The sequence below is a fragment of the Cellulosimicrobium composti genome, from assembly GCF_009711085.1.
Lineage (GTDB): Bacteria > Actinomycetota > Actinomycetes > Actinomycetales > Cellulomonadaceae > Cellulosimicrobium > Cellulosimicrobium composti.
This window is the reverse complement of record NZ_WMKA01000003.1, coordinates 117,008-136,451: the sequence shown is the minus strand read 5'-3', so window position 1 is coordinate 136,451 and position 19,444 is coordinate 117,008. Positions and strand designations below refer to the sequence as shown.

Below are 19,444 nucleotides of genomic sequence, written 5' to 3'. Positions count from 1 at the left end.
AGGTCAGAGGACGGACGCGGCGTGCGCGGCGGGGACGACGAGCGTCGTGAGGCTCGGGTGCCACAGCGGCGTCGTGTGCCATGCGAGGGTCAGGCGCCCGCCCGGGCGCCCGGTCGCGACGAGGCGGTGCGGCGACGTGGGGACCACGACGTGCACCTCGACGGAGTCGTCGGGCAGCGCCCGCCCGCGCGTCGAGAGGACGAGCACGGGGTCGGCGACCGGACCCGCCGTGGCCGGGCTGCCCGCCTCGGCGTGGGGCCAGGGCAGGACGCTCGTGGTCCACGCGTCGGGGGAGACGGGCACGCGCTGGCCACCGACGTCGACCGTCCAGCCGCCGGGCGACCCCGCGTCACCCGCGGCGAGCAGCGTCCACGGCACGGGGCTGAGCACGTCCTGGGGCGTCGGCTCCGGGTCGAGCGGACGGTCGAGGATCGCCGGCCACGCGTCGAGCGCCGCGACCCGTGCGGCAAGGCGGCCGGCCGCGGCGGGGTCGGGCGGCAGCGGGGTCGCGTCCGTGCCCGCGCGCTCGACGAACGCCCAGAACGCCTCCAGCACGGCCGGCGTGTCCCGCGTCGCGCCGCGGTAGCCGACCGCGAGCCCGCGCTCGGGCACCGCGAGCGCGAACTGCCCGTACGCGCCGTCGGCCCGGAACCCGTACCGGCTCGACCACACCTGGTAGCCGTAGCCGAGCCTCCAGTCGGCCGCCTCGTCGGACGCGCTCGTGTCCGACCGCGGCACGCGCATCTCGGCCAGCCACGCGGACGGGACGACCTGCACGCCCCCGTACCGGCCGCCGTCGGCGAGCGCGACGGCGAGACGGCTCACGTCGCGCGTCGTCGCGTGGAGCCCGGAGAACCCCTGGTCGAGGTCGTCGATCGGCACCCACCACGGGTGCTCGACGCCCAGCGGGTCGAGCACGCGCGGGCGCAGGTAGTCGAGCAGCCGCTCGCCCGTGACGGCCGTCACGACCGCCGACAGCGCGCGCGTCGCGGGCGAGCTGTAGACGAAGCGCGTCCCGGGCGCGTGCGCGGGCGGGGTCGCGAGCAGGCGGGGGAGGTCGAACCCGATCTCCTCGACCTGCTCCGCCGAGTGCCCGGTGCTCATCGTCAGCAGGTGCTCGACGGTGAGCCCCGTCGGGTCGGGCAGGCCGAGCAGCGGGCCGACGCGGTCGTCGACGGCGAGGCGGCCCTCCGCGACGAGGTGCCCCACGGCGATCGCCGTGAACGTCTTCGACACCGAGTACACGAGGCCGGGCACGCGCGCGTCGTGCGGCGCCCACGCCGCCTCGACGACCGGGACGCCGTCGCGCGCGACGACGAGCCCGTGCGGGTCGAGCCCGGACCCCTCGAGCGTGTCCAGGAGGTCGAGGACGGCCGTGGACGGGATCCCGTGCGCCTCGGGCGCGGGTGCGGTCATGGATACCTCCTGGCCACGAGGGCCGGTCCTCGGGTGACGGGCGGGCTCGCCGGGCCGGTTCGGTCCGTGCGCGCCCGCCCGCGACTACCTCACGCGGTCGGGCGGCCGTGGCTACGCGTCGCCGGCGGTCCGCGCGTCGCCCCAGCCGTACCAGCGCTCGACCTCGATCCACGCGCTGACGCGCGGGCTGTGCCGGTTCGGGTAGCCGTGCCCCGTGTAGTGGGACGAGATCCGGTCGATGTCGGCCAGGCCCTCGTCGGCGCGCAGCTCCACGACGCGGCCGATGAGCGTCACGTGCGTGTACCAGTTCTCGTCGAGGACCGTGAGCGAGACGCGCGGGTCGCGCTGCAGGTGCTTGAGGCGCACGCGCGACTCGTCGAGGTTGACGAGCACGCGGCCGTCGTCCTCCCACACGTACCACGTGGCCGCGGTGACGGGGGCGCCGTCGGAGCGCACCGTCGCCATGACGGCCGCGTTCGGGCGGCGCAGCAGGTCGACGAGGCGGGCGGGCAGCGGGGGACGGGACACGACGGCTCCTCGGGTCGGGGGCGGGACGACCCGACGCTACGTCACGCACCGGCCGCTCGCCGACCTCGCCGCGGGCGGGTCCGCCCGCCGCGCGGGCCGGCGCTCAGTCCTCGGCCCCGGCGCGCGCGTACGCCGCGACGTCGGGGTCGTAGGCGACGGGGCGCGACTGGTCGAGCTCGACGAGGACGACGTCGTCGAGCCATCGGCCGCGGCTCGTGCCGCCGGGCGCGGCGGGGCCCGGGCCGCCGGGTCCGGGGGCCGTGCCGTGTCCCGTGGGCTCGTCGGCGGGGTCGTGCACGACGACGACCGGTGCGCCGGGCAGGGGCACGCGGTCCGCGGGGGCGACGAGCAGGAGGTCGACGCGACGCTCGGCTCCCGGGGTGCCGTAGGTGACGGTCGCGTCGAGGCGCGGGCGACCGTCGTCGGTCCACCTGCCGTGGTACCGCACGCTCTCCAGGCGTCCCTCCGTGCGCATCCCGTCGCGCCGCAGCGCGCGCAGGCGGTCCTGGACGGCGTGCGCCTCGCGCCGGGCCGCGAGCGTCGCCGCGACCGCCGCGCCGCCCCCGGCGAGCGCGAGCAGGGCGGTGAGCGCGAGGGCCGCGAGCGGCAGCGGCTCCAGGCCGCGCGCGAGCGGGTGCTCGACGCCGGCCCGGTCGAGCGCCACGACCGTCCCGGCGCCGAGCGCGACCGCCAGGAGGGCGGTGGCCGCCGTGAGGCGCGAGCCGACGCGGGACGAGCCGGTCGCCGCGAGCGCGACGGTGTGGACGCCGATCAGGAGCGTGCCCGGCACGAGCGCGACCACCGCGAGCGCGAGCACGAGCCACCAGGGCGCGGGTCGGCCGTCCGGCAGGGCGCCGGACCCGAGGAGGTGGCCCGCGAGCAGCGTGAGCGCGGCCCCGGCGACCGGCGCCACGAGCACGCCGGCCGACGCGACGAGGCGCGCGAGGTACAGCGTCTGGGCGCGCGGCGAGAGCGGCGTCTCGACGACCGGCCGCCCGCGCGGGTCCCGGACCGCGAACGCCGGGACGAGCGGGCTGAGGAACCCCGGGTTCCCCGGGAGCCCCACCGGGTCCGCCGCGGGCTCCGTCACCGAGCCCCAGTCGGGGACGTCCTCCGTCATCACCACCACCTCCTCCGGTTCAGGTCAAGCAAAGGTAATGCAGAGGGTAGGTCATGGGGAAGGGTGGCCGCGTGACATGATCACCTCATGCTCACTCCCGCCACCGGCGCGGCCGGGTCGCGCATCGTCGGACTCGGTCACTTCCAGCCCGAGAAGACCCTCACCAACGACGACATCGCGCAGCTCGTCGAGACGAACGACGAGTGGATCCGCTCGCGCACGGGCATCGTCACGCGCCACGTCGCCGACGAGGACACGACCGTCGCCGACATGGCCACCGCGGCCGCCCGCCACGCGCTCGACGACGCGGGCGTCGACCCCGCCGAGGTCGACCTCGTCGTCGTCGCCACCGCCACCGCGACCGACCGCTCGCCCAACACCGCCGGCCGCGTCGCCTACCACCTGCGCACCGGCGTCATGCCCGGGCAGTCCACGCCTGAGGAGGCGTCCGAGCTCGACCTGCGCGGCGTCGTCGGGCCCGCGGTGCTCGACGTCAACGTCGCGTGCTCCGGCTTCGCCCACTCCGTCGGCCTCGCCGACCAGGCGATCCGCGCCGGCTCCGCGCGCACGGCCGTCGTGATCGGCGCGGAGAAGCTCACCGCGTTCACCGACTGGACCGACCGCAGCACGTGCATCCTCACCGCCGACGGCGCGGGCGCCGCGGTGCTGCGCGCGACGGACGAGCCCGGCGTCGGACCCGTGACGTGGGGCTCCGAGCCCGACCTCACGCCCGCCGTGCTCATCGAGACGCCGCACGAGAAGTTCGCCCAGGACGGCCGCGCCGTCTTCAAGTGGGCGATCACGCGCGCCGCCGACCGCGCGCGCACCGTCGTCGAGCGCTCCGGCGTCTCGCTCGACAACATCGAGGTGCTCGTCGCGCACCAGGCGAACCTGCGCATCATCGAGCCCCTCGCCAAGGCGCTCGGCCTGGAGTCGAAGGTCGTCGTGACGGACATCGTCGAGTCGGGCAACACCTCCGCCGCGTCCATCCCGCTCGGGCTCTCCAAGTGGTGGCACGCCGGCAGGATCCCCGCGGGCGTCCCCGCGCTGCTCTTCGGCTTCGGCGGCGGGTTCGCGTGGGCGGGCCAGGTCGTGGAGACGCCGACGCGCTGACCACGGGCGGTCCCGCCGGCCGCCGCGGGCGGCCCGGTCTGTCGCGGTCCGTCCCGGCCGACGCCTGCGGGGGCGCGGGGCGGGGCAGAATGGGGCCCATGCCTCTCGCCCCCCGCTACGTCGCCGCCGACGACCGCTACGACTCGATGACCTACCGAAGCACGGGGCGCAGCGGCCTCGACCTGCCCGCGATCTCGCTCGGGCTCTGGCACAACTTTGGTGACGTCACCCCGTTCGACACCCAGCGCGCCGTGCTGCGCCGCGCGTTCGACCTCGGCATCACGCACTTCGACCTCGCGAACAACTACGGCCCGCCGTACGGCTCGGCCGAGGAGAACTTCGGTCGCCACCTCGCCCAGGACCTCGGCGCCTACCGCGACGAGCTCGTCATCTCCTCCAAGGCGGGCTACGACATGTGGCCCGGGCCGTACGGCGACGGCGGCTCGCGCAAGTACCTGCTGTCCTCGCTCGAGCAGTCGCTGCGGCGGATGAACCTCGACTACGTGGACGTCTTCTACCACCACCGCCCGGACCCGAGCACGCCGCTCGAGGAGTCCATGCGGGCCCTGCACGACGCCGTGCAGCAGGGCAAGGCGCTGTACGTCGGCGTGTCCAACTACTCGCCCGCCCGCACGCGCGAGGCGGCCGCGATCCTCGCCGACCTCGGCACCCCGCTCCTCATCCACCAGCCCAGCTACTCGATGCTCAACCGGCACGTCGAGGACCCCGCGCACGACGACCCGTACGACGGCGTGCAGAGCGAGTCGCTGCTCGACGTCGTGGGCGACCTCGGCGTGGGCACCATCGTGTTCTCGCCGCTCCAGCAGGGCCTGCTCACGGACCGCTACCTGTCCGGGTCGGCGCCGGAAGGGTCGCGCGCCGCGCGCCCCGACTCGCCGTTCCTGTCGGAGCGGAACCTCGACGAGGCGTACCTCGAGCGCGCGCGGGCGCTGGACGAGATCGCCGGCGACCGCGGCCAGACCCTCGCACAGCTCGCGCTCACCTGGGTGCTGCGCGACGACCGCGTCACCTCCGCGCTGGTCGGCGCGAGCAGCGTCCGCCAGCTCGAGAGCAACGTCGCGGCGCTCGCCGCGCCCGCGCTCACGGCGGACGAGGTCGGCGCGATCGAGGCGGTCCTCACCGCGTAGCGGCCCGCGCGCGGAGCGTCGCCGGGTCGGCTCCTCGGTGGCGTGACGCCGCGACGGCGTGCGAAGTCGGCGCAGTTGCCGTCTCCTAGCAGGAGGGGGCGTGTCGTGACCACTCGTCGCGCCGACGTGCCACCGGGTCGGCGCCCCCTCTGGCCCGGCCGCCCCGAGCGGCCGCGGCGGTCGTCGACCAGGTACTGCCGCAGCGGCCCTCACCGAGGCGAGGAGGAGCCGATGACCAGGACCAACCCGATGGTCTGGCTGGGGCGCACGGCGCGACGCGGCCTGACCGATCTCCCGCGCAACATCCTGTGGGCGCTGGACGCCGGGGTCACGAACCCGGCACGGTCCGCCGGCCAGACCGTGCAGGCCGCCGGCCAGCGCGCGGCCACGGCCGTGGCGGACGTCAACCCGTTCGGCGACCGCGTCGAGCGCAGGTCGAGCCGCGTGGACTCCGCGATGGAGCGGGTGCACGAGCTCGAGCTGCGCGCGCACGAGGCCGCCCGCGAGGCGAAGGAGCGCGCGGACGCCCTGAGCGCCGCGGAGGAGGAGGGGAGCAGACAGCTCGAGACGGCCCGCGACGACGCCGACCGCGAGGTCGCCCAGGTCGTCGCGGAGTCGCAGCGCGAGGCGGACGAGTACGTCGCGGCGAAGCGCGCGCAGGCCGAGCAGTCCACCGCGCGCCGGGTCGCGGAGGTCGAGGCGCAGGTGAGACGCCGCGTGGAGCAGGCCGAGGAGGAGGCCGAGCGGGCGCGTGCCCGGGCGGAGCAGGCCATCGAGCAGGCACGTCGGGAGATGGCGAGGGCACGCGAGCTCGCGGAGGAGGCGGCCGCCGCCGCGCGGGCCGCGGCCGAGGAGGCTCGGGAGCGGGCCGAGCGCCTCGCCGAGCAGGCGGAGGCCGAGGCGGAGCGGGCCCGGCAGCGGGTCGACGCCGCCGAGGAGCGTCGCGAGGCCGCCCTCGGCGAGGGCCGTCGGCTCGGCGCGGACGCGGACACCGACCCGCTGGACCTCGACGACATGACGAAGGACAAGCTGCTCGAGCTCGCCCGCGAGATGGGCCTGGAGCTCACCTCGTCGATGCGCAAGCAGGCCGTCGTCTCGGCGATCCGCAAGCACTCCGACGAGCACGAGCAGGAGGCGAGGGCATCATGAACCTGACGGGGATGTTCCGGAGGAAGACGTTCCTCGACCGGGCGCGCGAGGCGCTCGGGCTGCAGAAGAAGCGCTCCGGCCCGGACATGGTGCGGTCGGGCCTCGTGACGCTCGGGTCCCTCGCCGCGGTGACGGCGGCCAGCGCGGCGGTCTCCGCCATCCGCACCCGGCAGCAGGGGGACGACGATGCTGGGGAGTAAGACGCTCGGGCGCGCGGTGTTCTTCGGGCTGGGATACGTCGTGGGAACCCGGGCCGGCCGGGAGCGGTGGGCCCAGATCGAGGCGGGGGCCCGGGCGTTCGCGGCACGGCTGCGCGAGCGCCTGGAGGAGGGCGACGGCGTGTCGTCGGGCTCGCGCCCGAGGACCGGGCCCGGCGACGTGGAGCCCGACGAGGACATCCGCCTCGGCGGCTAGCGGGCGGACGCCATGCGTATCGAGATCCACCTCCTCGCCCGGCTCCTGCGGATCCCGCTGCTGCGCGTGGAGGGCGTCGTCGACATCACCGACCTGCCCGGGTCGGACGACGGGGGTGGCACGCGGCGCGTCGTCGAGGTCTCGCCGGGCGTCCCGCGCGCCCCCGGGCATCCGCGCGTGCGCCGCCCCGCCCCGATCCTCGGCCGCGACCTCGCGGCCGCGGAGGCCATCGTCTCCGGCCTCGACGGCCACGTCGGGCGCGCGGCACGGGCGCGCCCCACGGGCCGTCGCTAGCGTCGCGCGGCCGGGCGGGGGCCCGGCAGGTCGTCCCCGGGGTCGGACGCCGCCGCGGCGCGCTCGCGCAGGAGCCGCCGCTCGCGCGGGGTCGGGGCGAGCGCTGCGGCCCGTTCGAGCACGTCGGCGGCCTCGCGGTGGCGCCCGAGCCGCACGAGCAGGTCGCCGCGCACCGCCCCGTACAGGTGGTGGCGGGCCAGGCGCGGGTCGTCCGCGACGCCGTCGAGCACGGCGAGCGCCGCCTCGGGGCCGTCCGCGAAGCCCACCGCGACGGCCCGGTTGAGCTCGACGACGGGGGAGGGCGCCACCGTCGCGAGCGCGTCGTAGAGCGCGGCGATCGCCTCCCAGTCGGTGTCCTCCCAGGACGCCGCGCGCGCGTGGCACGCCGCGATCGCGGCCTGGAGCGAGTAGGGGCCGAGCGCCCGGCCGGTGCGGGTCCCGAGCGCGAGCGCCCGGTCGAGCGCCGCGAGCCCGTGCCGCACGAGCAGTCGGTCCCAGCGCGAGCGGTCCTGGTCCTGGAGCAGCACCGCCTCGCCGTCCGGGCCGGTGCGCGCGCGGAAGCGCGACGCCTGCAGCGCCATGAGCGCCACGAGCCCGTGCACCTCGGGCTCGCCCGGCAGCAGGCCCGCGAGGACGCGGCCGAGGCGCATCGCGTCCTCGGCGAGCTCGCGCCGCACCCACTCCTCTCCGGACGTCGCCGCGTAGCCCTCCGTGAACACGAGGTACACGACCTCCAGCACCGCGGGCACGCGCTCGGCGAGCTCGTCGGCGTGCGGGACCTCGACGGGGACGTTCGCCTCGGCGAGCGTCCGCTTCGCGCGCGAGATGCGCTGCCCGACCGTCGCGGACGGGACGAGGAACGCGCGCGCGACCTCGTCGGTCGTCAGGCCACCGACGAGACGCAGCGTGAGCGCCACGCGCGACTCGCGGGGGAGCACGGGGTGGCACGCGACGAGGACGAGCGCGAGCAGGTCGTCGCCCACCGGGTCGTCGACGATCGCGTCCGGCGCCGGGACGGACCCGACGAGGGCGGCCGCGCCGTCGCCCGGGTGCGCGACGGGCGTCGTGCCCGACCCGGGCGCGGCGAGGCCCGCCGCGAGCCGCGCGTACTTCTCGTCGCGCGTGCGCTCGCGGCGGACCAGGTCGACGGCGCGCCGGCGCGCGACCGTCGTGAGCCACGCACCGGGGTTGTCGGGCACGCCCTGCGCGGGCCACTGCTCGAGCGCCGCGACGAACGCCTCCTGCGCGACCTCCTCGGCGAGGCCCACGTCGCGGAGCGTCCGGGCGAGGCCCGCGACGAGGCGCGGCGACTCGATGCGCCACACGGCCTCGACGGTGCGCGAGACGTCGGTCATCGTCGTGCCCGCTCCCGACGGCGGCGCGTCAGGCGCCGTGCTGCGCGCGGATCTGCTCGGCGAGGCGCTCGTCCTTCTCGCGCTGCTCGGGCGTGTACTCCGCCCGGAAGTCCTCGGCCTCGAAGATCGGCCGGATCTCGAGCACCTCCTCGAGCCCCAGGTTCGGGTCGCTCGGGCACTTCCGGGCCCACTCGACGGCCTCCTCGAGCGAGGAGACCTGCCAGATCCAGTACCCGGCGACGATCTCCTTGGACTCGGTGAACGGCCCGTCGACGACCGACGTCTCGCCGCCGCGGAACACGACCCGCGCGCCCTTCGACGTGGGCTGCAGCCCCTGGCCGTCGAGCATGATGCCGGCCTTGACGAGTTCCTCGTTGTACGCGCCCATCTGGGCGAGCATCTCCTGCGTCGGGGCGATCTTGTCCTCGTCCGCCCCGTGGCCCGTGATCATGACCATGACTCGCATGACTGCCTCCTCGGTGAGTGCCTCCACGACCCTATGCCGTGGGGTGCCTTCACCTGCACGTCGGACGGCCCGCCCGGATTTCGACACGGACCGCTGACGAGCTCTCCCGGGTCAGCGGAAGCGCTGGACGGCGAGCGGCGCGGCCTCGGCGAGCCCGCGGACCGCGGGGTGGTCGGAGCCCGGGGCGGCGCCGGAGAAGACGTCGCGCAGCGGACCGGAGGACACGAACGTCCCGTCCGCGAGCACGTGGACCGTGGGGCACAGGCGCTCGACGAGCTCGAGGTCGTGCGAGACGAGCAGCACCGCGGTGCCGAGCGCGGCCGTCGCGCCGGCGAGGCGGCGCACGACGTCTCCGCGCATCGCGGGGTCGACGGCGGTGAGGGGCTCGTCGAGGAGCAGGGCGCGCGGGCGCGTCGCGAGCGCGACGGCGAGCGCGACGCGCTGCTTCTCCCCGCCGGACAGGGAGTGGACCGTGCGCGGCGCGTAGCGCGGCTCGAGCGCGACGTCGCCGAGCAGCTCCTGGACGGACCGGCCGCTGGGCCGTCCGGCCTTGCGCGCGTCCTTGAGCGCCGCGGACAGCGTGCGGTCCACGGTCCAGCGCGGGTCGATCCCGATCCCCGCGAGACCGTCCTGGGAGACGCGGCGCACGTCGGCCGTGAACTGCTTCTTGTCGCGGCGCGAGAGCTTGGTGACGGTGCGCCCGGCGTACGTGACGTGCCCCGCGGTCGGGCGCACGAGCCCGACGAGCGCACGCACGATCGTCGACTTGCCCGCGCCCGACTCGCCGACGATCCCGACCGGCGCCGCGCCGGGCGTCACGTCGAGGTCGACCCCGCTCACGACGTCGGGTCCTCCGTAGCCGGCCGCGAGGCCGGTGGCGCGCAGGATCGGGGTCGCAGTCGTGCTCATGGGTCACCTTCTGGTCGTCGGGGCCGGGCGGGCGGTCCGGGGGTCCCGCACGTCCGACGAACGACGCTACCGCGGAGTTCCGTGGCGCGGCTCACGGGCCGTCCACCGCGCCCGACGTCACCCGAGGGGATACCCTCGCGGCGCGGCCGTGCTGCGCGGACGCGGTAGCCTGAGGCACTCGACACAGGATCCTCGAGCCCAGGTGGTCCGTCGACCCGCCCCACACCGCGTGCGGCGACCCGGACGGAGGACCATGACCAGGACGGTCGACGAGCCGGAGCTTCTCGCGCCCGGCGAGGCGGTGGACCTCGACAACTGCGCGCGCGAGCCCATCCACGTCCCGGGCCTGATCCAGCCGCGCGGCGTGCTCCTCGTCGTGCGCGAGGCGGACGGCGTGCTGCTGCAGGCCTCGGCGAACGTCGAGCGCTACCTCGGTGCAGCGGCGGACGACCTCGCCGGCCGTCCGCTCGCGGACGCCCTGGGCGAGCAGCCGGCGCGCCTCGTGCTCGACCACGCCGCGAGCGTCGCGGACCTCGCGACGCGCAACCCCGTCGCGCTCCGCCTCGACCGGTGGGGTGGCTCGACGGACGAGATGGTCGACGCCGTGCTCCACCGGCCCCCGCTGCCCGCGGAGGGCCCGGGCGCGGAGCCGGTGCTCGTCGTCGAGCTCGAGACGGCGGCCGGCGCCCGGCCCCTGACGTTCCCCAACACCTACCTCGCCGTGCGGCACGCGCTGCGCGACCTCGAGCGCGCCGCGAGCCTCACCGAGCTGTACGACGACGCGGCACGGCACGTGCGCGCGCTCACGGGCTTCGACCGCGTGATGATCTACCGCTTCGACGCCGACTACAACGGCGAGGTGGTCGCCGAGGCACGCCGCGACGACCTCAACTCGTTCCGCGGGCTGCACTACCCGGCGTCGGACATCCCGCCGCAGGCGCGCGCGCTGTACGAGAAGAACTGGATCCGCCTCATCGCGGACGTCGACTACGAGCCGCAGCCGGTCGTGCCCACGCTCCTGCCGACGACGGGCGCGCCCCTCGACCTCACGTACTCCACGCTGCGCAGCGTCTCGCCCATCCACCTCGAGTACCTGCGCAACATGGGCGTGCGCGCGTCGATGTCGATCTCCCTCCTGCGCGAGGGAAAGCTGTGGGGGCTCATCGCGTGCCACCACTACGCCGGCCCGCACGAGCCGCCCTACGAGGTGCGCACGGCCGCGGAGTTCCTCGGCTCGACGCTCTCGGTGCGGCTCGTGGCGCAGGCCGAGGACGAGCGCGGCGTCGAGGTGCGCCGTGCGGAGGGCGTGCTCGCGCACCTCGCGGCGGACAGCCGCGACGAGAGCGTGCCGATCGGCACCGCGCTCACGCGCTCCGGCTGGCTGCGCCGCCTCGTGCGCGCCGACGGCGCCGTCGTCGTCGCGGAGGGCGGGATCATCGCGGTCGGCAACGCGCCGGACGAGGACGGGTGCCGCGCGCTCGTGGCCTGGGTGCTCGGCCGCGACGAGGACCTCGTGGTGACCGAGGCGCTCGGCCGGGACGCGCCCGACGTCGCCGCGCTCGCCCCGGACGTGGCCGGTGCGATGGGCATCGTGCTGCCCGACGGCCAGGTCGTGGTGTGGGTGCGCGACGAGGTGCTGCGGCACGTCGACTGGGGCGGGGACCCGCACAACAAGGCGATCGCGAAGCGCGAGGGCGACACCGTGCGGCTCAGCCCGCGCAAGTCGTTCGAGCGGTGGCGCGAGGTCGTGCGCGGGCACAGCGCGCCGTGGACGGCCGACCAGCGCGACGTCGCGACGTCGCTGCGCGGGCACCTCGTCGAGGCGCTGTACCTGCGCGGGCGCAAGGCCGTGCGCGCGACGGAGGAGCTGCAGCGCAGCCTGCTGCCGGCGCTGCTGCCCGACGTGCTCGGCTGGACGCTGCAGTCGCGCTACGAGTCGGCCGGGACCGGACTCGTCGGGGGCGACTGGTACGACGCCCTCGTGCTGCCGTCGGGGCGCATCGCGCTCGTCGTCGGCGACGTCACGGGCCACGGGCTCCAGGCCGCGGCGACCATGGGACAGCTCGGCACCACGCTGCGCGCCGCGCTCGTGAGCACGGGCTCGGCGGTCGAGGCCGTGGCGCGCCTGGCGCACGTGGCGCGGTGGACGCTCCCGGGCGAGGTGGCGACGCTCGCCGTCGCGCTCCTGGACCCGCGGACGGGCGTCGTGGAGCACGTGTCGGTGGGCCACCCGCCGCTGCTCGTGGTCGGGCCGGACGGCACCACGCGCTGGGCCGGTCGCGCGAGCGTCCCGCCGCTCGGGCTCGTGGACCGCGCGCCCACCGCGGAGGAGGTGCAGGTGCCGCCCGGCGGCGCGCTCGTGCTCTACAGCGACGGGCTGGTCGAGCGGCGGGGCGAGTCGATCCGGGACGGTCTGGACCGGCTGGCGGCCGTCTTCGCGGACGGGCCGGGGGTCGAGGTGGACGGCATCGTGGCCGCCGCGCGCGACCCGCGCTCGGCGGACGACGCGACGCTCCTCGTGGTGCGGCGCGACGCCTGAGCCGCCGGGCTCCTCAGCGGACGGGGAGGAGCGCGCTGCGGGCGGACGCGCCCGCACGGAACACGGGCACGTCGAACCGTGCCCACACGTGCTTCTCACCGGTGCCGGTGCGGCACCAGCCGACGCAGGTCGCCGCGCGCTGCGCGAGCACGAGGCCGAAGCCGCCCGCCCCCGGCGACCGGCGGCCGGCGACCACGGGCGGGACGTCGGGCGAGTGGTCCACGACGTCGACGACGAGCTCGCGCCCGTCGCTGAGCAGGCGCACGCGCGTGGGGGGCAGCCCGTGGCGCAGCGCGTTGGTCGCGAGCTCGCTCGCGACGAGGACGATGCGTTCGGGCGTCGCCTCGAGCGCGCGGTCCTGCGGGAGCGGGCCGCCCGTGAGCATGTGGTGCAGCCCCTGGCGCAGCGCCGCGAGGTCCGTGAGCCCGCGCAGCGGCCACGCACCGATCTCGACGAAGCCGGGCGGGACCGCGGCGTGGGCGACGCTCACGCGCCGTCCTCGTCGGCGTCGTCGTCGATCTCGAACAGCCCGGCGACGCCGCTGAGCTCGAGCAGGTCGCGGACGCGGCGCGGGACGCGCTCCAGCACAGGGACGCCGGAGCCGGCCGTGGCGGCGTGGTACAGCAGGCGCAGGCCGCCGGAGTCCATGAACGTCACGTCACCGAGGTCGATGTGGATGCGCCCCTCCGCGGACTGCGCGAGCCGCACGAGCTCGTCCTCGCGGCGCGCCTGGACCGCGGCGTCGATCTCACCCTGCATGGTCCAGCGTGTGCCGTCCTCCGCCGTCAGGACGTCGCCGCTCGTCGTCGAGGTCACCGTGGTGCGCTCCTCCTCGTCCCGGTACGGTACCGGGCACCCGGGACACGCTACGCGGCCACGCCCACGCTCGCGCGCCGGTGCCCACCGTGTGGCCGCGATCACGACGTGACATTTGTCTCCTCTGCCCGTGGGGGTCCGGTACGACGACGGGCCCCGCCGGCGGGGACGCCGGCAGGGCCCGTCGGGCAGGCGGATCAGCAGGTGCGCGCGTCGAACGCGACCTCGACCGGCACGGACCCGTCGACCGTCACGACGGCCGTCCCCGCGGGGACGGACGTCGCGCGCGCCGCGAACGACTGGTACGCGCTCGCGCCGGGGGCGACGCCCGTGACCGTGCGCGTGCCGTACGGCGTCGTGAGCGTCACGTCGAGCGGCACGTCGCCGTCGTTCGTGGCGCGGACCGCGACGTACGCCTTTCCTGCCAGGCACCGCGTCTCCGCGGTGACCGCCACGGGCGCCGACCCGGCGTCGGCCGTCCAGCGCAGGGCGTACGCCCGCTCCGTCCCGTCCTCGGCCGTGACGCGCACCGTCGTCGTGCCCGGGACCGCGTCGGCGGCCTCGACCGCGACGGTCGCGTACGGGTCGTGCGCGACCGCCTCGACGGCGGGCACCGCGCCCGCGACGGGCACGTCGTACGCCGTCACCGCGGGGTCGAACCCGGCGAGCGGCTCGCCGTCGACCGCGATGCGCGACGCCGTGGCGTCCGTCCCCGTGCCCGGCACCTTGGCCAGGACCTCGATCTCGGAGACCACCATGTGCGTGTTCTCGCGCGCCGTGAGCACGACGCGCACGGACGACGTCCGCACGTCCGCGGGGATCTCCACGGCCGGCGCGGGGCCGTCCGGTGAGGCGTCGACCGTGACGGGGGCGCCGACGTCGGACCACGTGCCGTCCACGAGCGCCTGGAGCTGCACGGAGCGCGCCCAGCTCGCGCTGGACCCGTCCTTCCAGAACCGCGTCACGACGCCGGTGACGTCGCGGTCGGCCGGGAGCGTGACGGTGAGCGTGTCCGAGGTCCGCTTGGCGCTCGACACCCAGTTCGACCACGCCTTGTCCGTGAGGGTGCCGTTGACGACGCCGCCGACGGAGTAGCCCGGCTCGGTGAAGGTCGCGCTCGCGGTCGTGCCCGCGGCGAGCGCGCCGTTGGCGGAGTCCGCCTCGGTGACCTGGACGCGGACGGTCGCGGGGAGCGTGGCGCCCGCCCCGGCGTCCGCCGTTCCCGTGAGCTCGACGACCCCGACGGCGTCGAACGCGCCCGCGGGGGCGTCGTCCCAGACCACCGGGCGCCGGACCTCCGCGCCGCCCGCGGCGACCGCGGTGACGGTCGCGGGCAGGTCCGGCGTGCCGCCCGCGTACGCCTTGGCGCGCGCGGGGAGCGTGGAGGCCAGAACGTCGACGACGACGGTCGCGGTCGCCGCGACCGTGCCGCCGGTCGGGGTCGCGACCGTGCCCGTCACCTCGACGGTGCCCGCCTCGGCCCACGCGTCGTCGCCCGGCACGTCCCACGTCACGGGGAGCGCGCCGCGCGCGCCGTCGCGGTAGACCGGCGTGACGGTCGCGGGCAGCTCGGGCGCGGTGCCCGGCGTCGTGAACGCCTCGACCGGCTCGGTGCCCAGCACCGTCTCGTCCACGACCCGCCAGCGCTGGTTCACGCCGGAGTTCGCGAGGTACGTGCCCACGGGGGACCCGTCGGCCGTCGCCTGGCCGCCGACCTCGAGCAGGGTCCTCGACGACGCGTTGACGAGCGTGTACGTGCCGTCGCCGGTCGTCGAGAGGATCCACTGCGCGGCGAGCGGGGTGTCCGCGACGTCGGCCGGGGCGTCCTGCAGGACGGCGGACGTGTCCGCCGAGACGGCGAGCTGACGGCCCGTCGCCGCGTTCGTCACGGCGTAGCGCGTCCGGTTGCTCCCGGCGCCCTCGGGGGCGCCGAGCGCGGTGAGCTCCCACGCCTGCTCCGCGACGGGCGCGTCCGTGCAAATCACGACCGCGTCGCCGGACGCCGAGGGCGCGAGCGAGCGGTCGGACTGCACGCCGTCGAGGCGGTACACGTGGCCCTCCTGGACGAGCGCCGCGTCCTCGGCGACGCCCGAGACGCCGTCGACGACGAACGTCGTCACCGACTCGGCCGGCACGACGAGCGTCGCGCTCGGACCGGTCGTGCCGTCCTCGGCGCCCGGCGTGACGGCCACGGGCTCGCCCTCGACGAGGTAACCGGCCGTGCTCGTGACGACGGGGGTGACGGTCGCATCGGACCCGACCGCACCGAACCTCGACAGGTCGAGCGTCACGGCGCGCTCGGCCGTCGTGGCGTTCACGTGCACGACCGTCGCCGACGTGCCGTCCGCGGACACCGCGGCCGTGCTGCTCGCGTCGTCCGAGCGGATCAGCGAGTCGCCCGGCTCGATGTAGTGCGTGAAGTTCTGGGTCGCCCAGTACTTCGTGTTCGTGTAGATCGGGCACGTCTCGAGCGTGTCGTCGGCCGTGCAGTCGAACGGGATCTGGATCTCGCCCCAGTTCATGCCGTTCGCGCTCTCGCCGCCCGGCGCCATGTTGTCGTAGTCCTCGACGGGCTGCCAGAACACCCACGCGTCCGGCTCGAGCTCGCGCAGGTCGTCGACGATGTGCTGCGCGCTGCCGAGCCCGGACTCCATCGTCTCGAAGTCCTGGCCCGTCGAGGACCAGTTGCCGCCGACCTCGCTCATCCACAGCGGCTTGTCCTCGCCCTTGGCGATGTCGCGGACCGTCGTGCGCTGCCCCGTGCCGTACGTGTGGACGTTGAGCTGCGACACCTGGTCGCGTACGGCCTGCGGGTACGCGTTCCAGTTCGTCGCGAACGTGCCGGGGTTGGTCTCGTCCATCGCCGAGACCACGGCGTCCGTCGAGGCGCCCTCGAGCGCCGCGGCGAGCGCCGGGACGACCTTCGCCTGGAGCTCCGGCCCCATGTGGGCGCCCTCCTGGCGGCCGCCCGTCGGGTTGCCGTCCTCGCCGAGCTGGGTGCCCCAGTAGTTCGTGTTGGGCTCGTTGAACGGGTCGATCGTGTCGACCTCGATGCCGTGCGCCTCCTCGAGGCGCTCCGTCACGCCCACGAGGTAGGCCGCGAAGTCGTCGATGCGGTCCGTCCTGAGCTGGTCCGCGGTCGAGCTGAACCCGCCCGAGACGTAGCCGCTCACGGTCATGAACCAGGGCGGGGAGTTGCTGAACGTCTCCCAGTGCGTGACGTCGTCCTTGATGCGGTCGACCCACCAGCGCTGCGTCGCGTCGGCGTCGTCGTCCCAGTGGTCCGGGTTCTCGGGGTCCCACCAGTCGACGTCGGTGCGCGTCGTGCCCTCGGGCGCCTTCCACCAGCCGTCGACGGCGCCGCCCGCGCGCAGGTAGTCCGGCACGTCCGGGGCGTTGCCGCCACCGACGTTGTAGCGCGCGATGTTGAGGTTGAGCCCCTCGTCGCCGAACACCATGTCCGCGAGCCGGTCGCGGATCTCGTCCGGGTAGCCGCCCGTGGCGTTCGCGAACCACACGAGGCTCGTGCCCCAGCCCTCGAACGGCGCGCCCGCGTACGACGGGTCGGGCGTGACGGTGACGCCGGGGACGTCGGCGGCCGCCGCGGCGTTCACCGCGGCCGCGTCCACCGCCGCTGCGCCCACCGCCGCCACGCCGAGCGGCGCGGCCTGCGCGGGCAGGGCGGCGAGCGCGCAGGACGCCACGAGCGCACCCGCGCCGAGACCGGCCGTGAGCCGTGCCCCCGCCCCCGTGGTGGCCCGGCGACCCGGGCTCGTGCGGCGGGGACCGGGTGGTCCGCCCCGTGCGGTGGTCGTGTCGGTGTGGGTCGGGCTCATCCCTGAGCCACCTCCTTCGCGTCGCTGCGAACCGGCGGATGCACCGGGTGCGGGGGTCTCCCCGCGGGGGGTCTGCGGCGCCGACGGGCGGCGCGGGGTGCGAGCACGGAGACCGTGCCCGCACCCCGCGCGGCGCTCGCGGCGGTGGGGCGTCAGGCCGTGGCGGCCTCGGCGGCGCGGCGCACGACGGCCACGCCACGCGGGTCGAGCAGGAGCGCACCGGGTGCGTCCGCGCCGGTCGTCGCGGGCGCCGCGAGCCGACGGCCCGCGAGCACGTCGCCCGTGACGCCGGGCACCTCGACCGGTCGGGCCGTGCGGTTGACGAGGAACCAGTAGTCGTCCGTCCCGTCCGTGCGCACCGCGAGCTCGACTTCGCCGCGCACGGCGGCGGGCAGCTCGCTGCGCACGCCCGCGTCGTCGAGCAGGCGCGCGAGGACGGGGACGAGGCCGAGGCGGCCGAAGCGCGTCGACACGTACGCGGCGGAGCCCGTGCGGTCGCCGGCCCGGACCGTGCGCCGCGTCACCGCGGCGCGCCCGGCCTGCTCGCCGGTCTTGTACCAGCCCAGCACCTCGACGTCCGGGTCGACGACGTCGACGGGTTCGGTCCACAGCGTGCCCTCGAGCTGCTCGCCGGCGAGCTCGACGGTCGCGCTCTCGCCGTCCAGGAGCGGGGCGAACTCCTCGACGCGGATGCCGAGCAGGTCGCGCAGCGCGCCCGGGTACCCGCCGAGCCACGCGTGGTCGTCCTGGTCGACGACGCCCGAGAAGTAGGTGGTCACGAGATGGCCGCCGCCCTCGACGAACGCGGTGAGGCGGTCGCGCAGCGCGGCGGGGACGACGTGCAGCACGGGCGCCACGACGACGTCGTACCCCGCGAGGTCGGTGGCCGTCGGCACGACGTCGGCGCGCACGCCGAGCGCGAGGAACGCCGAGTACCAGTCGAGCGCCTCCTGCCGGTAGCGCAGGCGGTCGGTCGGGTGCGAGTCGAGCTCGCTCGTCCACCACGAGTCCCAGTCGAAGACGATCGCGGCGCGCGCGGGCTTCTGCAGGCTCCCCGCGACGGGCGCGAGGTCGCGCAGGGTCGCGCCGAGCGCGACGACGTCGCGGAACAGGCGCGAGCGCTCGCCGGCGTGCGGGACCATGCCGGAGTGGTACTTCTCGGCGCCCGCCGCCGACTGGCGCCACTGGAAGAAGCAGACCGCGTCGGCCCCGTGCGCGACGTGCGTGAGCGAGTCGCGCGCGAGCTCGCCGGGCTTCTTGGCCACGTTGACGGGCTGCCAGTTCACGGCGCTCGTCGAGTGCTCCATGAGGAACCACGGGCGGTGCCGGGCGATGCCGCCCGTGAGGTTGGCGGAGAACGACAGCTCGTCGAGCGCCTGCGGGCCGGGGAGCACGTAGTGGTCGTTGGAGACGAAGTCGAGATCGTCCGCCCAGGCGGCGTAGTCCATGCCCTTCGTCTCGCCCATGACCATGAAGTTCGTCGTCACGGGGACGTCGGGCGTCACGCGGCGCAGGATCGCGGCCTCGGCGCGCAGGTGGTCCCGCAGCGCGTCGGACGAGAACCGCTTGAAGTCGAGCTGCTGCGTGGGGTTCGGGTGCGACGCGGCCAGGCGCGGCGGGAGGACCTGCTCCCACGCGCCGTAGCGCTGCGACCAGAACGCGGTGCCCCACGCGTCGTTGAGCGCGTCGAGCGTCGTGTACCGGTCGCGCAGCCACGCGCGGAAGGCGGCGGCGGCGTCGTCGGAGTAGTCGTAGACGTTGTGGCAGCCCAGCTCGTTCGACACGTGCCACGCGACGAGCGCGGGGTGGTCGGCGTACCGCTCGGCCATGCGCTCCACGAGGCGCAGTGCGTGCTCGCGGAACACGGGCGACGTGGGGCGCCACTGCTGGCGCGCACCCGGCCACAGCGTCTCGCCCGTGCGGGTCTGCGGCAGGACCTCGGGGTGCTTCGTCGTGAGCCACGGCGGCGGCGAGGCCGTCGCCGTGGCGAGGTCCACCGTGATGCCGTTCTCGTGGAGCAGGTCCATGACCTCGTCGAGCCACGCGAAGTCCCACGTGTCCTCGCTCGGCTGGATGCGGGCCCACGAGAAGATCGCGAGCGACACGACGGTCACGCCCGCCTCGCGCATGAGGCGCACGTCCTCGTCCCAGACCTCGTGCGGCCACTGGTCCGGGTTGTAGTCCGCGCCGTAGGACAGGCCCGTCGGGGCGTGCGTGCCCGGCGCGGCCTGCTCGCCGGAGGGGGTGCGGGGACCGGGACGTCGCAGCCAGCGGTGCGGCGTGGGGGAAGGCATGTGTGCTCCTCGCGGGATGCTCGGTGGAGGGCGGGCGGGGACGCTGG

17 protein-coding genes are annotated in these 19,444 nt (G+C 75.8%); 7 read left to right on the top strand and 10 right to left on the bottom strand.

Annotated elements, in window-relative coordinates:
* Positions 1-3: 3 nt before the first annotated feature.
* The 3 genes from GJV82_RS02300 to GJV82_RS02290 all read right to left on the bottom strand — a co-directional run bounded on the left by GJV82_RS02300 (position 4) and on the right by GJV82_RS02290 (position 3,064).
* Positions 4-1,416: a serine hydrolase domain-containing protein gene (locus GJV82_RS02300; protein WP_155098095.1), complete on the bottom strand. Its 1,413-nt coding sequence runs from the start codon at positions 1,414-1,416 to the stop codon at positions 4-6.
* 111 nt (positions 1,417-1,527) lie between these two features.
* Entirely contained in the window at positions 1,528-1,944 is a 417-nt protein-coding gene (locus GJV82_RS02295) for a TIGR03618 family F420-dependent PPOX class oxidoreductase (protein WP_024838874.1), read from the bottom strand.
* A gap of 103 nt (positions 1,945-2,047) precedes the next feature.
* Positions 2,048-3,064, bottom strand: a complete 1,017-nt coding sequence (locus GJV82_RS02290; RefSeq protein WP_143314175.1) for a hypothetical protein — start codon at positions 3,062-3,064, stop codon at positions 2,048-2,050.
* A gap of 87 nt (positions 3,065-3,151) precedes the next feature.
* Between GJV82_RS02290 and GJV82_RS02285 the strand changes: the two genes are divergently transcribed.
* From GJV82_RS02285 to GJV82_RS02260, 6 genes are all read left to right on the top strand, one after another.
* Positions 3,152-4,177 carry a 3-oxoacyl-[acyl-carrier-protein] synthase III C-terminal domain-containing protein gene (locus tag GJV82_RS02285; RefSeq protein ID WP_155098094.1) on the top strand — a complete coding sequence of 342 codons (1,026 nt, stop codon included), beginning with the start codon at positions 3,152-3,154 and terminating at the stop codon, positions 4,175-4,177.
* Between the two features lie 98 nt (positions 4,178-4,275).
* Positions 4,276-5,325, top strand: a complete 1,050-nt coding sequence (locus GJV82_RS02280) for an aldo/keto reductase (protein WP_155098093.1) — start codon at positions 4,276-4,278, stop codon at positions 5,323-5,325.
* A gap of 231 nt (positions 5,326-5,556) precedes the next feature.
* A complete protein-coding gene (locus GJV82_RS02275; RefSeq protein ID WP_155098092.1) occupies positions 5,557-6,474 on the top strand; it encodes a Rho termination factor N-terminal domain-containing protein in 918 nt (305 codons plus the stop codon).
* Entirely contained in the window at positions 6,471-6,674 is a 204-nt protein-coding gene (locus GJV82_RS02270) for a hypothetical protein (RefSeq protein ID WP_155098091.1), read from the top strand. Before GJV82_RS02275 ends, GJV82_RS02270 begins: the two co-directional genes overlap by 4 nt.
* Positions 6,661-6,888, top strand: a complete 228-nt coding sequence (locus GJV82_RS02265; protein ID WP_155098090.1) for a hypothetical protein — start codon at positions 6,661-6,663, stop codon at positions 6,886-6,888. Before GJV82_RS02270 ends, GJV82_RS02265 begins: the two co-directional genes overlap by 14 nt.
* A 12-nt stretch (positions 6,889-6,900) precedes the next feature.
* The gene (locus GJV82_RS02260; RefSeq protein WP_155098089.1) at positions 6,901-7,182 is read left to right on the top strand and encodes a hypothetical protein; all 282 of its coding nucleotides are present in this window, start codon (positions 6,901-6,903) and stop codon (positions 7,180-7,182) included.
* Here the strand turns inward: GJV82_RS02260 and GJV82_RS02255 are convergent.
* From GJV82_RS02255 to GJV82_RS02245, 3 genes are all read right to left on the bottom strand, one after another.
* Positions 7,179-8,537: an RNA polymerase sigma factor gene (locus GJV82_RS02255; RefSeq protein WP_155098088.1), complete on the bottom strand. Its 1,359-nt coding sequence runs from the start codon at positions 8,535-8,537 to the stop codon at positions 7,179-7,181. The genes GJV82_RS02260 and GJV82_RS02255 overlap by 4 nt on opposite strands.
* Positions 8,538-8,565: 28 nt before the next feature.
* Positions 8,566-9,003, bottom strand: a complete 438-nt coding sequence (locus GJV82_RS02250; RefSeq protein ID WP_155098087.1) for a YciI family protein — start codon at positions 9,001-9,003, stop codon at positions 8,566-8,568.
* A gap of 111 nt (positions 9,004-9,114) precedes the next feature.
* Entirely contained in the window at positions 9,115-9,912 is a 798-nt protein-coding gene (locus GJV82_RS02245; protein WP_155098086.1) for an ABC transporter ATP-binding protein, read from the bottom strand.
* Positions 9,913-10,165: 253 nt separating this feature from the next.
* Here GJV82_RS02245 and GJV82_RS02240 point away from each other — a divergent pair, with 253 nt between their 5' ends.
* Positions 10,166-12,451, top strand: a complete 2,286-nt coding sequence (locus GJV82_RS02240; protein ID WP_155098085.1) for a SpoIIE family protein phosphatase — start codon at positions 10,166-10,168, stop codon at positions 12,449-12,451.
* 13 nt (positions 12,452-12,464) lie between these two features.
* Here GJV82_RS02240 and GJV82_RS02235 read toward each other — a convergent pair whose 3' ends face one another.
* The 4 genes from GJV82_RS02235 to GJV82_RS02220 form a co-directional block, all read right to left on the bottom strand.
* Positions 12,465-12,941: an ATP-binding protein gene (locus GJV82_RS02235; protein ID WP_024838866.1), complete on the bottom strand. Its 477-nt coding sequence runs from the start codon at positions 12,939-12,941 to the stop codon at positions 12,465-12,467.
* Positions 12,938-13,267: an STAS domain-containing protein gene (locus GJV82_RS02230; RefSeq protein WP_318657185.1), complete on the bottom strand. Its 330-nt coding sequence runs from the start codon at positions 13,265-13,267 to the stop codon at positions 12,938-12,940. Before GJV82_RS02230 ends, GJV82_RS02235 begins: the two co-directional genes overlap by 4 nt.
* A 197-nt stretch (positions 13,268-13,464) precedes the next feature.
* Positions 13,465-17,103: an RICIN domain-containing protein gene (locus tag GJV82_RS02225; protein WP_155098084.1), complete on the bottom strand. Its 3,639-nt coding sequence runs from the start codon at positions 17,101-17,103 to the stop codon at positions 13,465-13,467.
* A gap of 152 nt (positions 17,104-17,255) precedes the next feature.
* Positions 17,256-19,397 (bottom strand): beta-galactosidase, encoded by a 2,142-nt coding sequence (locus GJV82_RS02220; protein ID WP_155098083.1) that lies wholly within the window; start codon positions 19,395-19,397, stop codon positions 17,256-17,258.
* Positions 19,398-19,444 lie beyond the last annotated feature (47 nt).

Coding starts and splice junctions, on each gene's coding strand:
- GJV82_RS02300 (WP_155098095.1), bottom strand. CDS start 1,416: ATGACCGCACCCGCGCCCGAGGCGCACGGGATCCCGTCCACGGCCGTC.
- GJV82_RS02290 (WP_143314175.1), bottom strand. CDS start 3,064: ATGACGGAGGACGTCCCCGACTGGGGCTCGGTGACGGAGCCCGCGGCG.
- GJV82_RS02285 (WP_155098094.1), top strand. CDS start 3,152: ATGCTCACTCCCGCCACCGGCGCGGCCGGGTCGCGCATCGTCGGACTC.
- GJV82_RS02280 (WP_155098093.1), top strand. CDS start 4,276: ATGCCTCTCGCCCCCCGCTACGTCGCCGCCGACGACCGCTACGACTCG.
- GJV82_RS02275 (WP_155098092.1), top strand. CDS start 5,557: ATGACCAGGACCAACCCGATGGTCTGGCTGGGGCGCACGGCGCGACGC.
- GJV82_RS02270 (WP_155098091.1), top strand. CDS start 6,471: ATGAACCTGACGGGGATGTTCCGGAGGAAGACGTTCCTCGACCGGGCG.
- GJV82_RS02265 (WP_155098090.1), top strand. CDS start 6,661: ATGCTGGGGAGTAAGACGCTCGGGCGCGCGGTGTTCTTCGGGCTGGGA.
- GJV82_RS02260 (WP_155098089.1), top strand. CDS start 6,901: ATGCGTATCGAGATCCACCTCCTCGCCCGGCTCCTGCGGATCCCGCTG.
- GJV82_RS02255 (WP_155098088.1), bottom strand. CDS start 8,537: ATGACCGACGTCTCGCGCACCGTCGAGGCCGTGTGGCGCATCGAGTCG.
- GJV82_RS02250 (WP_155098087.1), bottom strand. CDS start 9,003: ATGCGAGTCATGGTCATGATCACGGGCCACGGGGCGGACGAGGACAAG.
- GJV82_RS02245 (WP_155098086.1), bottom strand. CDS start 9,912: ATGAGCACGACTGCGACCCCGATCCTGCGCGCCACCGGCCTCGCGGCC.
- GJV82_RS02240 (WP_155098085.1), top strand. CDS start 10,166: ATGACCAGGACGGTCGACGAGCCGGAGCTTCTCGCGCCCGGCGAGGCG.
- GJV82_RS02225 (WP_155098084.1), bottom strand. CDS start 17,103: ATGAGCCCGACCCACACCGACACGACCACCGCACGGGGCGGACCACCC.
- GJV82_RS02220 (WP_155098083.1), bottom strand. CDS start 19,397: ATGCCTTCCCCCACGCCGCACCGCTGGCTGCGACGTCCCGGTCCCCGC.